Here is a 13,912-nt window from a genome sequence, read left to right on the forward strand (position 1 = left end):
GAGAAAATCACTCTTGGCGAGGTAATTGATGTTTTACTATGAATAGGTTTTTGAATAAGTTTGTTATTCAACCATCTTCATTCCGCGAACAGCGTATATTGCCGTGCTTGAGCGGCACGCCGGTTATTAACCGGTCAGAGCGCGAGTAGCCCGTGCTATCAGCCTGAACGGCACCCCGGCGATATACGAGAGGCTATTGTAATATCCGGGTTTCGCCGTTCTTTAGTCTGCATCTGTCGGGCAGGAAATAACTGTCGGCTCATAGGTTATGACCTCATGCATGGCTATCTTGGAACTTAAACACTTCCTAAACAGTATGCCGCAAGAAATCCAAAAGTGAACGATTCATTTAAGGCTAATCTTAAAAAGAGCATTAAGTGGTAAAGATGGCGGCACACCTCCTGATTAAAGTCGGTACACTAAAGACGGCGAGTTTATTTTGCCATAACAGCACGAAATAATAAAAGAGCACCATTAGCGTAGCCTGGCTGCGCCGCTTTCTGTTTCCTTTTTTTATCAATTATGGACATCACAGGGTGAATGTAGAGCCAATAATGCGCTGATTCACAGGGGGTAATATTCGGTTTTTCTTATCATTTAACCGGAGGCAATACACAATCCAATAAAAGAGAACAGCATAAAAAATGCTAAAGGCGTTGTCGCGCGCTCATTTAATTATTTTATTAAAACGTAAGGCTATTTATGATCCGTATTGAGAAAGTTCTGGATAAACGCGAACTTAAAGAATTTATTGCTTTCCCTTCGCAACTGTTTCGCGATGATCCGAACTGGATTGAGCCGCTGCATGTCGAGCGCGAAGAGCACCTGTCAAAGAAGAATCCCGGCACCGACCATATTGAATGGCAGGCATGGGTGGCCAAAAAACAAGGCAAAGTCGTTGGGCGCATCACGGCGCAAATCGATTCTCTGCACCGGGAGCTGCATGGCGAGGATACCGGCCACTTTGGCATGATTGACGCCGTTGACGATCCCGCCGTTTTCAGCACCTTATTCACGGTCGCGGAAGAGTGGCTGAGATCGAAAGGCGCGCGTAAAATCACCGGGCCATTCAGCCTCAATATCAATCAGGAAAGCGGCCTGTTGGTCGAAGGGTTCGATACCCCGCCTTCCGCCCTGATGACGCACGCGAAACCCTACTACGCGGCCCAGATAGCGCAACAGGGCTACAGCGAAGGGATTGATTTGCTTGCCTATTGGATGAAAAGAACCGATCTGCATTTTTCGCCGTCGCTGACCCGGATGATGGATCAGGTGCGCAAAAAGGTGACCGTGCGCCGCCTCAATCGCAAGCGCTTTCGCGAGGAGATGCAGGTGCTGCGCGAGGTGTTCAACTCCGGGTGGCAGCATAACTGGGGGTTTGTCCCGTTCACCGAGCATGAGTTCGCCACCATGGGGGATCAGCTGAAGTTTCTGGTGCCCGACGATATGATCCATATCGCCGAGGTGGATGGTGCCCCCTGCGCCTTTATTGTCGGCTTGCCAAACATCAACGAAGCGATTGCCGATCTGCAGGGGCGGTTATTGCCGTTCGGTTGGGCGAAGCTCTTGTGGCGGCTGAAAGTCAGCGGCGTGCGCACCGCGCGCGTGCCGTTGATGGGCGTGCGTCAGGAATATCAATTCAGCCGCATCGGGCCGATTATTGCGCTGTTGCTTATTGAGGCGCTGCGCGAGCCTTTCGCGAAGCGCAATATCGACGCGCTGGAAATGTCGTGGATCCTGGAAACCAATACCGGCATGCGGACGATTTTAGAACGCATCGGCGCAGTTCCCTATAAGCGCTACCGCTTGTTCGAGAAAACGCTTTAACCGGCTGATAACGCATCGCCTTTTCACGTTCTCAGAATAATAACCGCGGCAGGGTATTTTCGGGCGGTGCCGTTTCAGGGGCAGGGTGACGGCGCGTGAGGGAATGCATCGCCTCCTGGAAGAGAACAGTTAAGGTCCTTAATTAATAAACTCGTGATAAATTCACGCCGCGTTATTTATTCGCGAGTGATTGTCGCAGTCTTGACGAGAGCAGATTGTATGCCTGTGGAAAAGAAAAAAGGAATAAGCCGATTAACCTACAGCATAAGGAATTCCTGGGCCGGGTTTATTGACGCCGTGCTTACCGAAGATGCGTTCCGCCAATTATTGGTTATTAACGCCATTTTACTGGTTGTTACATTTGGTTTAGATATTACAAATATAGAGCGGCTGTTATTAATCACCTGCAGTTTTCTGCTATTGGTGGTTGAACTGCTTAATACGGCGATTGAAACCGTGGTCGATCGCATTTCGCTGGAATTACATCCGTTATCCAAACGCGCCAAAGATTTGGGCGGCGCAGCGCAGCTGGTGGCCGTGGTGATGACTATCATTATTTGGGGAATGGTGCTGCTGGGGCGATAGGGGCTTTGGTGGCTCAACCAGCAAGCCGGTTGCCGTGGCGATATAAGCGGTTATCATCGTTGTTTTGCGTCCTCTGCCATTTCAGCAAGGAGAGTTGGCCGTTATGCCCGTGAATTTTGATCTCAACGATCTTTATGCGTTTCGCGCGCTGGTGGAGTACGGCAATTTTCGGCTGGCCGCAGAGTCCATCTGCCTGTCGCAGTCGGCATTGAGCCGCAGGATTGAGAAGCTGGAAAACGCGCTGGGCATCAAATTGTTCGACCGCACCACCCGGCGCGTGACCTTGACGCTGTACGGGCAGGCCTTCGCCGAACGTTCGGAGCAGTTACTGATGAACGTCGAAGCGGTGATGGCCGATATCGATAAGGTCAGCCAGGAGCGGGTGGGGCTGGTCACCGTCGCCACGGTACCATCGGCGGCCTACTATTTCATGCCCGACGTGATACGCCGTTTCCGGCTTCGCTATCCGCGCGTGCGCGTTAAGCTGATCGACGGCAGCGCAGGCAATGTCATCGAGGCGGTCACCGGCGGCCAGGCCGATTTCGGCATCTGCTTCGCCGGGCGGCTGCAGCCTAATCTTGAGTTTGTGCCGTTGGTGGGGGACGTCTACGTGGCCGCCTGCCGGCGTGACCATTCGCTCGCCGGTAAAAAGAGCCTCACCTGGCGGGAGTTTTATCAGCAGGATTACGTGTCGCTGGATAAAACCTCCGGCAATCGCAATCTGCTCGATCAGCGCCTGGAACACCTCGTGCCGGAACGCCCCAGCGTGTGTGAAACTCGCCATGTGACGACCATGCTGGGCATGGTTGAGGCGGGCATCGGCATTGCCGCCGTGCCCGCTATGTCGATGCCCGCTTCAGAGCATTCGGTGTTGACGTCGGTGCCGCTGGTCGATCCGGTGGTGAAACGCACCGTAGGCCTCATCAGACGCGGTGGCCGCATGCAGTCTTTCGTCGCCGCTGAGCTGGAAAAGCTGATTACTGAACAGTATCACTCTGCCTGACCGGCTGCGGCGCCGGCACGGTTCGCATGCCGGTCGCGCGAATGGTCGGCTGCGCCTGAGAGGAGGCGAGGAAGTCCAGCAGCGCTTTGCCTTCGCGGCGGTGCTCCGCCTTGGCGGTCACCGCCCCCGCGAAGCGGGTGATGTACTGCACGTTTTCCGGCAGCTCGCCGATAAAGGTCACGCCCGCCACGGGTAGCAATTCGCTGACCTGCTGGAAACCCAGCGCGTATTTCCCCTGCGCCACTTCAGAGGCCACCGGGATGCGCTCAACCTTATGCGCCTTTCCTTTCACCTGTTCCTCGATGCCGAGCTTTTTGAACAGTTGGCCGCTGACATAGCGGCCGCTGGCGCTGTCGGAATAGGCGAAAGAGTCCGCCTGCAGCAGGACCTTGCGCAGGTCGGCATCCGTTTTTATCACCGGCTTGGGCGCGCCCTGTTTGACCACCATGCCGATCGGCGAATCGGCCAGTTCCACGCGCGAACCCGGCTGGGTCCAGCGCTCTTTTTCCAGTTGGGTGAGCGCGTCGCCCACCATGATCAGCACATCGGCTTGCTCTCCGCGCGCTAACCGCGCGGGGATCGCCTGCGGCGTTTTGCCCATCGAGGGGCCGGACACCAGAATGATTTTATCGCCGCTTTGGGCTTCATATTCCGGGGCCAGCTTCTCCAGTGCGGCTTTGAAGCCGCCGGAGATCATCACGGTCACGTCTTTGGCCAGCGCCGCCGTACTGCAGGAGACGCACACCAGCGCGGCGAGGATCGAACGAGTGAGTTTTTGCATGACATCATTCCTTTTGAGATGGCGGCTTAGCGCGCGGTTTGCAGCGGCATGGCGATGCGGCGATACATATACAGCGTCGCCAGCAGGGCGCACAGCGCGGCGAAGCTCATCCAGTAGCCCGGTGAAGCCTTGTCGCCGGTGTATTCGATCAACGCAGTGGAGACTACCGGCGTAAAGCCGCCGAACACCGCCGTCGCCAGGCTGTAGGCCAGCGAGAAGCCGGCGACCCGCACCTCCGTTGGCATGATCTCCGTCAAGGCCGGGATCATCGCGCCGTTGTAGAGGCCGTAAATGAAGGACAGCCACAGCAGCACGGCCAGCATCATGCTGAAGCTGGGGGCGGCGGCGAGCAGGCTGAGCGCCGGGTAGGCGGCGGCCAGGGTCAGCAGCGCCATGGCGACCAACACCGGTTTGCGGCCGAAGCGATCCGACAGCGCGCCGCCGATGGGCAGCCAGATGAAGTTGGAAATCGCGACCAGTAAGGTGACCAGCAAGCTGTCGGAGGCGCTGAGCAGCAGCACCTTTTTGCCGAAGGTCGGCGCATAGACGGTGATCAGGTAAAACGCGGTGGTGGTCATGGCGACCATCAGCATGCCGGCGATGACCACCGGCCAGTTTTTCAGCAGGGTTTTAAACACGTCGCGCATCGCCAGGTGGTGACGTCGGGCGGTAAATTCCTGCGTCTCTTCCAGCTTGCGGCGCAGGAGGAAGATAAAGGGAACGATCAGGCAGCCGAACAGGAAAGGCAGGCGCCAGCCCCATTCGCGAATGGCGCTTTCTTCCAGCGCCGCATTGAGCGCGAAGCCCATGGCCGCCGCCACCATGATAGCCACCTGCTGGCTGCCGGACTGCCAGCTGGTGTAGAAGCCCTTACGGCCCGGCGTGGCGATCTCGGCCAGATAGACGGACACGCCGCCCAGCTCCGCGCCCGCCGAGAAGCCTTGCAACAGGCGTCCGCACAGCACCAGCAGCGGCGCCCAAAGCCCGATGCTCTGGTAAGAGGGGATCAATACGATCAGGAAGGTGCCCGTAGCCATGATCGACAGGGTCACGATCAGCCCTTTGCGGCGGCCGACTTTATCGATGTAAGCGCCCAGCACGATGGCGCCAATGGGGCGCATCAGAAAACCGGCGCCGAATACCGCGAAGGTCATCATCAGCGAGGCAAATTCGCTGCTGGCCGGGAAAAAGGTGTGTGCGATATAGGTGGCGTAAAAGCCGAACAGAAAGAAGTCGAACTGTTCCAGAAAGTTGCCGGAGGTGACGCGCAGGATCGCGCTGGCTCTGGCCCGGATGGTCATGGGTGAGGAAGAGGAATGCATCTTTATCTCCAGTTTGCGATTGGCGCCTGACGCCGCGCCTGTTGCTGAAGACTCGCTCAGGAAAATAAAGTAAATAAGCGCAATAAACGCATGGCGCGATGCGTTTGACGCATCAATCGGCGTTAACAATGTTGCCTAACCCGATGTAACGTGGCGTTAACAAGTTTGTCGCTCATTGCCCGCTGCGCAGAACGCCGAAAACGTTATGCGCTTTTTGTGACAGGGTTCATAAAGGGGCGGCGGGGAAGCGCCCCGTGCCTCTGAACGATTGTTCGATACCGTACGTAAAAAGATGAATACCTCGCACTGCGTTTGCAAAATACGTGGATGTACGTTCAGCCTTGCAGTATCCACGTATGCCTTTGCATGTTATCCCTGCGCCTCTCTGCCATAGCTTTACATCTATATAGTTACTGATCTATATTTTAGGGAGGTCCCGTGTGGGAAATTAAAACAACGGATGCATTTGATCATTGGTACAGATCGCTCAGCGATGCCGATCGGGCCGGCGTACTTGCCGCATTGATGGCCCTGCGGGAAAAGGGGCCGGGTCTGCCCAGACCCTATGCCGATACGGTTAAAGGCTCACGTTACAGCAATATGAAAGAGTTGCGCATTCAGAGCCGTGGCGAACCGTTGCGGGCATTCTTCGCTTTCGATCCGTACCGTATTGGCATTGTGCTTTGCGCGGGCAATAAAGCCGGCAATGAAAAACGCTTTTACGATCGAATGCTTCAGATTGCCGATCGGGAATTCACGAACTGGCTGAACACATTAAACGAGAAGGAGTGACGCGATGGGCAGAACGTTGGAACAGCTTATTGCGGATGAAAAGCCCGAGGTCGTGGCCAAAGCGCAGGCGCTGGCGGCGGACATCATGCTGAACATTCACCTTGCCGAGCTGCGTGAAAAAGTACAGAAAACGCAGGTTGAAATGGCGCAGGCGCTGGGGATCAGGCAGCCGACCGTTGCCGTGATGGAAAAACCGGGCCGCGATCTGAAACTGTCTTCGCTTAAACGCTATGTTGAGGCGGCCGGCGGCAAACTGCGCCTGGACATCGAACTGCCGGACGGCTCTCACTACGAGTTTGTGCTGTAAGCGCTAACGGCAGAAAGGCACAAAGCCCGCTCAGGTTCCCCGGAGCGGGCTTTGTGCACCAGGGCTCCTTTGACACAAGCAGGCGGCCGTGAAAGCAAAGAGGCGCAAGACGGGCAGGCTGTCTGAGCACTTTCGTTTGGGCCGGATAGCGTTAAACAAGCCACGCGCACTCCCTTCGCGATGTCTTGCTTGCCCGTAACTGTCTCTTTGCTCCTTAGCTGAAACGATACAAATTATGTTGATAAATAGCTCGTTTTGTGTGCAAAAACTCAACGTCTTTCATTAAAACTGCGATGAAATTCGTATTTTTATCGCGCTATTTCGTCAAATACTCACCCGGTGAAGCTCATCACATTTCTTTAACCTGCTTAACAGTAGATTTTCCTTGCTTAGAAAAAAATCGATTCAGCTAAAGGGGAAGGGAAATGAAAAAGGCATGGGTGATGGCGGTGTTTTCGGCCCTGATTTCAGGACAGGCTGCGGCGCAGAGTTGGGTGCTGACCAGCGCTGAAGATGGCGTGGAGAAAGGAAACTGGAAGATTTCGAGCGAGGCGCTGAAGGTGAAGGATAAAACGTTCAGCATTGAGCAGAAAGTGTTGCACGGCGGCAAGCAAGAAGGCAGCAAAGTCGTCATTATCCGCAGCGAGGATGGCCTGACCATCACGCTGAGCCCCACCCGCGGCATGAACCTCCTGCGGGCAGAAGGCTTTGGCGCGAAAATGGGATGGGATTCCCCGGTCAAAGAGGTGGTCAATCCCGCCTTTATCAACCTGGAAAGCCGCAATGGGCTCGGTTGGCTGGAAGGTTTCAACGAGATGATGGTGCGTTGTGGCTATGAGTGGACCGGTCATCCGGTGACCGAAGGAGGGCAAATGTACACGTTGCACGGCAAAGCGGGCAATACGCCGGCCTCGCGGGTTGAGGTTGAGGTCGCGGATACGGCGCCGTATGAAATTCGTGTTCGCGGCCTGATCAAAGAGAGCACATTCAAAAAAGCCGATCTGCAAACCCTGACCGAATTGCGCTATGTGCCCGGCAGCAACAGTTTCCGCCTGCATGATGTGTTAACCAACCGGGCGGATTATCCCCATGACTACCAGATTATTTATCACAGCAATTTCGGCGCACCGATTCTGGAAAATGGCGCCCGCTTCCTGGCGCCGATGGCCAGCATCAGCCCGTTTAACGACTATGCCAAAGCCGGGCTGAAGACCTGGGCAACCTATGCCGGTCCAACCAAAGGGTTCGATGAAATGGTCTTTAACATTAAGCCATTATCGGATCCGAATCATCAGACACTGGCGGCGCTGGTCAATAACGCGGGCGACAAAGGGGTGGCGATTCAGTTCGATACCCGCCAGTTGCCCGTCCTGACGCTGTGGAAGAATACCGATACGTTAAAACAGGGGTATGTCACGGGGATTGAGCCGGGCACCAGCTATGCCTACCCGGTCACTATCGAGCGCGAACAAAAACGCGTTAAGCAGCTGCAGCCAGGCGCCAGTGCGCAGTTTGATCTGACCTATACCTTGCTGCACAGCAAAGCACAGGTGGCGGATCTGGAGCAGAAGATTGCGGATATTCAGGGCAAGGTAAAAATTGATGAGAATGACGCGCCGATAGCCAAAGAGTAACGCTGCCTGTCGATGCATTTAGCGTTAAAGCAAAAAGCCCGCTTAAGTTTCCTTAAGCGGGCTTCTCTAAATATGGCTCCTCTGACTGGACTCGAACCAGTGACATACGGATTAACAGTCCGCCGTTCTACCGACTGAACTACAGAGGAATCGTGTGAACGGGGCGAATAATAGCGGGGCGCCTGGGGTTTGTCAAAGCGCTAAACTGCAAAAAAAGTGCGTTTGCTGAGGGAATGAGCACCTTGCGCTGTTTTTCGGCATTTTCCATCGCTATGCGTTGATTTTTGCATCCCAAATCGTTTGACGCCGCTTGCACACGCCTTTGCACGGCGATGGTGCAGGGCCGTTCTCCCTCCCATACTTCCTCTCGCGTTAGCCGTATTGCCCAGTCCCCGGCTAACGCCGCCACACGCCGCGCCGCAACTGATATGTAGGATGAATAAGCAAACAATATGTATTCGTCGTCACAATGGCTGGATTTTTGCTTACCCATTTTTGGGGAATGCGACTGCGCTCTCAAGAAAATTATTTTCCCCGTCTACACATAAAGTGACTGATCCGCGCCCCAGGGCGTTTCGCTACAACAGTGCTGAGGAAGATAACAATGTCATCGAAATTGATAAAAAGTCCGCTCGCTGCTTTGCTCATCGGTTGTTTAGGTACGGCGTTTTCCGCGCAGGCCGATATTGTCATCGGCGTCGCCGGGCCGTTCTCCGGGCCGAACGCCACTTACGGCGATCAGTATTGGCGCGGGGCTTCGCAGGCGGCGGCGGATATCAACGCCGCCGGCGGCATCAAAGGGGAAAAAATCAAGCTGGTGCAGGGGGATGACGCCTGCGAACCGAAACAGGCGGTCGCGGTCGCCAACCGGCTGGTGGATCAGGACAAGGTCTCGGCGGTGGTCGGCCACTTCTGCTCCTCTTCCACCATGCCCGCCTCCGAGGTGTATGACGAGGCCGGCATCATCGCCATTACCCCCGGCTCCACCAACCCGCAGATCACCGAGCGCGGCATGAAGACGATGTTCCGCATGTGCGGGCGCGACGATCAGCAGGGGGTGATCGCCACCAACTACATGCTGGATACCCTGAAGGCCAAACGCATCGCGGTGATCCACGATAAAGACACCTACGGCCAGGGGCTGGCGGACGCAGCGAAGGCGGCAATGAACAAGCGCGGGGTCAAGGAAGTGCTGTATGAGGGGCTGTCGCGCGGTGAGAAAGACTTCAACGCGCTGGTGACCAAGATCGCCTCGGTCAAGCCGGACGTGGTCTACTTCGGCGGCTGCCATCCGGAAGCCGGGCCGCTGGTGCGCCAGATGCGCGAGCAGGGCGTGACCGCCAAGTTCTTCTCCGGCGACTGCGTGGTGACCGAAGAGCTGGTGACCGCCGCCGGCGGGCCGCAGTACACCAACGGCGTGCTGATGACCTTCGGCAACGATCCGCGTCAGATCGCGGAAGGCAAGGCGGTGATCGCCAAGTTCCGCGCCAGCGGTTTTGAACCGGAAGGGTACACCCTCTACTCCTATGCCTCGATCCAGGCGATCGCCGCCGCCTTCAACGCCACCGGCGGCAAAGATAGCGCCAAGGCCGCCGAATGGCTGAAGTCGCACGATGTCGACACCGTGATGGGCAAAAAAGCCTGGGATCAGAAGGGCGACCTGAAGGTCTCGGACTACGTGGTCTATCAGTGGGATGACAAGGGCAAATATCACCAGCTTTGAACAACCCAATACTGACGTTGTGACTCTATGACAGACGGGCTCGCCGTCCTGGCGAGCCCGTTCCGCGATGACCTTTGGGCCGCGTCGGACGGCGTTGGCGGCCTTACCAGGCGAGACTGCTCATTATGGATGTATTCTTTCTGCAACAGCTGATCAACGGCCTGACCCTCGGTGCGGTGTATGGCCTGATCGCCATCGGCTACACCATGGTTTACGGCATCATCGGTATGATCAACTTCGCTCACGGCGAGGTGTACATGATCTCCGCCTACCTGTGCGCCATCGGTTTGGCGCTGCTGTCGTTCTTCGGGCTGCACTCGTTCCCGTTGCTGATCCTCGGCACGCTGGTGTTCACCATCGTTATCACCGGGGTGTACGGCTGGGTGATCGAGCGTATTGCCTACAAGCCGCTGCGCAACTCCACCCGCCTGGCGCCGCTGATCTCCGCCATCGGCATGTCGTTAATCCTGCAAAACTACGCGCAGATAAGCCAGGGGCCGCGCCAGCAGGGTATCCCTACGCTGCTGAGCGGCGTGTTCCGCCTGGAGTTCGACGGCGGCGTGGTGCAGATCACCTACACCAAGGTGTTCATTCTGGTGGCGTCACTGCTCGGCATGGCGATCCTCACCTACATCATTCAGCGTACCCGGCTGGGGCGCATCTGCCGCGCCACCCAGCAGGATCGCAAAATGGCCTCGATTCTCGGCATCAATACCGATCGGGTGATCTCGCTGGTGTTTGTGATCGGTGCTGCCATGGCCGGGCTGGCCGGGGTGCTGATCACCATGAACTACGGCACCTTCGATTTTTACGTCGGCTTTATCATCGGTATCAAGGCCTTCACCGCCGCGGTGCTGGGCGGCATCGGATCGCTGCCGGGCGCGATGCTGGGCGGGCTGCTGCTCGGGGTGGCGGAGGCGCAGTTCGCCGGCATGGTGAACTCGGATTACAAGGACGTGTTCTCCTTCGGGTTGCTGGTGGCGATCCTGATCTTCCGTCCGCAGGGGCTGCTCGGCCGGCCGCTGATCGCCAAGGTTTAAGGAGAACGCCATGTCGCAATCCGTGATCAACGGCGGGCTGGACGTTAAACGCAGCCTGCTGGACGCCGTCTTGGCCGGGCTGATCGCCCTGATCGTGTTCGGGCCGATCGTCGGCATCGTGCTGAACGGCTACAGCTTCAACTTCGAACCGCACCGGCTGGTGTGGATTATCGTCGCGGTGATGGCCGGGCGGCTGCTGCTGAGCCTGTTCCTGCAAACCGCGCCGGGGCGCAGAGTGCTGGCGCGCTTCGACGGCGGCAACGACGGCGTCTACGTACGGCCGCTGGGCGATAAATCCAACCTGCGCTGGTTCCTGCCGCTGATGGCGGCGATCGCGCTGCTGTTCCCGTTCGTCGCCACCAAATACCTGCTGACGGTGGCGATCCTCGGCCTGATCTACGTGCTGCTCGGGCTGGGGCTGAACATCGTGGTCGGGTTGGCGGGGCTGCTCGATCTGGGGTACGTGGCGTTTTACGCCATCGGCGCCTACGGGTTGGCGTTGGGCTACCAGTATCTCGGGCTGGGGTTTTGGGCGATGCTGCCGCTGGGGGCGCTGATGGCGGCGTTGGCGGGCGCGCTGCTGGGTTTCCCGGTGCTGCGCATGCACGGCGACTACCTGGCGATCGTCACGCTCGGGTTCGGCGAGATCATCCGGCTGGTGCTGAACAACTGGATGTCGCTCACCGGCGGGCCGAACGGCATTTCGGTGCCGGCGCCGACGGTGTTCGGCCTGGAATTCGGCCGGCGCGCCAAAGACGGCGGCGTGCCGATCCACGAGTTTCTCGGCATCGATTACAACCCGAATCTCAAGTTCATTTTCATCTACGCGGTGCTGTTTTTGGTGGTGCTGCTGGTGCTGTACATCAAGCACCGGCTGACGCGCATGCCGATCGGCCGCGCCTGGGAGGCGCTGCGCGAAGATGAGATCGCCTGCCGCTCTCTCGGGCTGAACCACGTGCTGGTGAAGCTGTCGGCGTTTATGCTGGGCGCCTCCACCGCCGGGCTGGCGGGGGTGTTTTTCGCCACCTATCAGGGCTTTGTCAATCCGACCTCGTTCACCTTCTTCGAGTCGGCGCTGATCCTGGCGATCGTGGTATTGGGCGGCATGGGGTCTACCCTTGGCGTGGTGCTGGCGGCCTTCGTGCTGACGGTGGCGCCGGAGCTGCTGCGCAGCTTTGCCGAATACCGGGTGCTGTTGTTCGGCGTGCTGATGGTGGCGATGATGATCTGGCGGCCGCGCGGGCTGGTGCGCATCAGCCGCGCCAGCTTTGCGGAACGCAAGGGGGTGGCGCCATGAGCGACGCCATTTTGCGGGTGGAACACCTGATGATGCGCTTTGGCGGCATCAAGGCGCTGAACGACGTCAATCTGGAGGTGGAGCGCGGCTCCATCACCGCCCTGATCGGCCCCAACGGCGCCGGCAAGACCACGGTGTTCAACTGCCTGACCGGTTTTTACCGCGCCACCGGCGGCGCGATCCTGCTCAATACCCACAAGCGGCCAACCGATGTGATCCAGGTGCTGGGGCAGAAGTTTCGCGCCGGTGATTGGATACGCCCGAAGCGGCTCGGTTCGCGCCTCTATTACAAGATGTTCGGCGGCACCCACCTGGTCAACCGCGCCGGGCTGGCGCGCACCTTCCAGAATATCCGTCTGTTCCGCGAAATGTCGGTGGTGGAGAACCTGCTGGTGGCGCAGCACATGCAGAGCAACCGCAACCTGATCGCCGGGGTGCTGAATACGCCGGGCTACCGCCGGGCGGAAAGCGCCGCGCTCGATCACGCCTTCTACTGGCTGGAGGTGGTGGATCTGGTGGACTGCGCCAACCGGCTGGCGGGGGAGATGTCCTACGGCCAGCAGCGGCGGCTGGAGATCGCGCGCGCCATGTGCACCGCGCCGGAAATGATCTGCCTTGATGAGCCGGCCGCCGGGCTGAACCCGGTGGAGACGGCCACGCTGAGCCGCATCATCCGTTTTCTGCGCCAGCATCACGGCATCACGGTGCTGCTGATCGAGCATGACATGGGCATGGTGATGGAGATCTCCGATCGGGTGATCGTGCTCGATCACGGCGACGTGATCGCCCGCGGCACGCCGCAGGAGATCCAGCACAACGAGACGGTGATCGCCGCCTACCTGGGCGCGGACGAAGAGGAGCTGGCGGGATGAGCGAGGCGATGCTGGAATTTCGCGAAGTGGACGTGTTTTACGGGCCGATCCAGGCGCTGCGCAAGGTGTCGTTGCAGGTTAACGCCGGGGAGACGGTGGCGCTGATCGGCGCCAACGGCGCGGGCAAATCCACGCTGTTGATGTCGATCTTCGGCCAGCCGCGCATCGCCGGCGGGCAGATCCTGTTTGGCGGCGAGGACATCAGCCGCCGCTCCACGCACTTTGTTGCCAGCAGCGGCATCGCGCAGGCGCCGGAAGGGCGGCGCATCTTTCCGGACATGAGCGTAGAGGAGAACCTGCTGATGGGCACCATCACCGTCGGCAATCGCTACCTGGAGGAGGATTTGCCGCGCATGTTCGAGCTGTTTCCGCGCCTGAAAGAGCGGCGCAACCAGCGGGCGATGACCATGTCCGGCGGTGAGCAGCAGATGTTGGCGATCGCCCGCGCGCTGATGAGCCGGCCGAAGCTACTGCTGTTGGACGAGCCGAGCCTGGGGCTGGCGCCGATCGTGGTGCGGCAGATCTTCGGCGTGCTGCGCGAGCTGACCCGCAGCGGCATGACGCTGTTTCTGGTGGAGCAGAACGCCAACCACGCGCTGAAGCTGTCCGATCGCGGTTATGTGATGGTCAACGGCCAGATCCGCCTCACCGGCAGCGGCCAGGAGCTGTTGAACGATCCGGAGGTGAGAAAGGCCTATCTGGGCGGCGGCTGAGCGCCGCCCCACGGGC

13 protein-coding genes and 1 tRNA gene are annotated in these 13,912 nt (G+C 58.3%); 11 read left to right on the forward strand and 3 right to left on the reverse strand.

All coding sequences use genetic code 11. The features are described 5' to 3' along the window. Window positions 1-702: 702 nt before the first annotated feature. The 3 genes from ACJ8J5_RS01695 to ACJ8J5_RS01705 all read left to right on the forward strand — a co-directional run bounded on the left by ACJ8J5_RS01695 (window position 703) and on the right by ACJ8J5_RS01705 (window position 3,415). On the forward strand, window positions 703-1,827 hold the full coding sequence (locus ACJ8J5_RS01695; RefSeq protein WP_025303498.1) for a hypothetical protein: 1,125 nt from the start codon (window positions 703-705) through the stop codon (window positions 1,825-1,827). 219 nt (window positions 1,828-2,046) lie between these two features. Next, the gene (locus ACJ8J5_RS01700; protein ID WP_004935528.1) at window positions 2,047-2,412 is read left to right on the forward strand and encodes a diacylglycerol kinase; all 366 of its coding nucleotides are present in this window, start codon (window positions 2,047-2,049) and stop codon (window positions 2,410-2,412) included. A 103-nt stretch (window positions 2,413-2,515) separates the two neighbouring features. Then, window positions 2,516-3,415 (forward strand): LysR family transcriptional regulator, encoded by a 900-nt coding sequence (locus ACJ8J5_RS01705; RefSeq protein ID WP_043143085.1) that lies wholly within the window; start codon window positions 2,516-2,518, stop codon window positions 3,413-3,415. On the opposite strand, the gene ACJ8J5_RS01710 is transcribed toward ACJ8J5_RS01705, so the two are convergent. Both ACJ8J5_RS01710 and ACJ8J5_RS01715 read right to left on the reverse strand, forming a co-directional pair. Continuing rightward, window positions 3,390-4,196: a substrate-binding domain-containing protein gene (locus tag ACJ8J5_RS01710; RefSeq protein WP_325977198.1), complete on the reverse strand. Its 807-nt coding sequence runs from the start codon at window positions 4,194-4,196 to the stop codon at window positions 3,390-3,392. The two genes, ACJ8J5_RS01705 and ACJ8J5_RS01710, sit on opposite strands and share 26 nt — an antisense overlap. A gap of 26 nt (window positions 4,197-4,222) precedes the next feature. Beyond that, the gene (locus ACJ8J5_RS01715) at window positions 4,223-5,518 is read right to left on the reverse strand and encodes an MFS transporter (RefSeq protein ID WP_414104362.1); all 1,296 of its coding nucleotides are present in this window, start codon (window positions 5,516-5,518) and stop codon (window positions 4,223-4,225) included. Between the two features lie 438 nt (window positions 5,519-5,956). Between ACJ8J5_RS01715 and ACJ8J5_RS01720 the strand changes: the two genes are divergently transcribed. From ACJ8J5_RS01720 to ACJ8J5_RS01730, 3 genes are all read left to right on the forward strand, one after another. After that, window positions 5,957-6,310, forward strand: a complete 354-nt coding sequence (locus ACJ8J5_RS01720; RefSeq protein ID WP_089181114.1) for a type II toxin-antitoxin system RelE/ParE family toxin — start codon at window positions 5,957-5,959, stop codon at window positions 6,308-6,310. A 4-nt stretch (window positions 6,311-6,314) separates the two neighbouring features. After that, complete coding sequence (locus tag ACJ8J5_RS01725) at window positions 6,315-6,617, forward strand: XRE family transcriptional regulator (protein ID WP_016927038.1); 303 nt, start codon at window positions 6,315-6,317, stop codon at window positions 6,615-6,617. A 425-nt stretch (window positions 6,618-7,042) separates the two neighbouring features. After that, window positions 7,043-8,251 (forward strand): aldose 1-epimerase family protein, encoded by a 1,209-nt coding sequence (locus ACJ8J5_RS01730; protein ID WP_060433584.1) that lies wholly within the window; start codon window positions 7,043-7,045, stop codon window positions 8,249-8,251. A 73-nt stretch (window positions 8,252-8,324) separates the two neighbouring features. Here ACJ8J5_RS01730 and ACJ8J5_RS01735 read toward each other — a convergent pair. Further along, a tRNA-Asn gene (locus tag ACJ8J5_RS01735) sits at window positions 8,325-8,400 on the reverse strand. A gap of 455 nt (window positions 8,401-8,855) precedes the next feature. Between ACJ8J5_RS01735 and ACJ8J5_RS01740 the strand changes: the two genes are divergently transcribed. From ACJ8J5_RS01740 to ACJ8J5_RS01760, 5 genes are all read left to right on the forward strand, one after another. Further along, window positions 8,856-9,974, forward strand: coding sequence for a branched-chain amino acid ABC transporter substrate-binding protein (locus ACJ8J5_RS01740; RefSeq protein WP_016927040.1), 1,119 nt, complete (start codon window positions 8,856-8,858; stop codon window positions 9,972-9,974). A 125-nt stretch (window positions 9,975-10,099) separates the two neighbouring features. Next, on the forward strand, window positions 10,100-11,014 hold the full coding sequence (locus tag ACJ8J5_RS01745; protein WP_004928592.1) for an ABC transporter permease subunit: 915 nt from the start codon (window positions 10,100-10,102) through the stop codon (window positions 11,012-11,014). A gap of 10 nt (window positions 11,015-11,024) precedes the next feature. After that, the gene (gene livM / locus ACJ8J5_RS01750; protein ID WP_151429226.1) at window positions 11,025-12,311 is read left to right on the forward strand and encodes a high-affinity branched-chain amino acid ABC transporter permease LivM; all 1,287 of its coding nucleotides are present in this window, start codon (window positions 11,025-11,027) and stop codon (window positions 12,309-12,311) included. After that, a complete protein-coding gene (locus ACJ8J5_RS01755; RefSeq protein ID WP_414104363.1) occupies window positions 12,308-13,183 on the forward strand; it encodes an ABC transporter ATP-binding protein in 876 nt (291 codons plus the stop codon). The genes livM and ACJ8J5_RS01755 overlap by 4 nt, the downstream gene beginning before the upstream one ends. After that, complete coding sequence (locus ACJ8J5_RS01760; RefSeq protein ID WP_025303489.1) at window positions 13,180-13,896, forward strand: ABC transporter ATP-binding protein; 717 nt, start codon at window positions 13,180-13,182, stop codon at window positions 13,894-13,896. The genes ACJ8J5_RS01755 and ACJ8J5_RS01760 overlap by 4 nt, the downstream gene beginning before the upstream one ends. Window positions 13,897-13,912 lie beyond the last annotated feature (16 nt).

It is taken from the genome of Serratia sp. CY43202, from assembly GCF_052168755.1.
Classification (GTDB): domain Bacteria; phylum Pseudomonadota; class Gammaproteobacteria; order Enterobacterales; family Enterobacteriaceae; genus Serratia; species Serratia bockelmannii.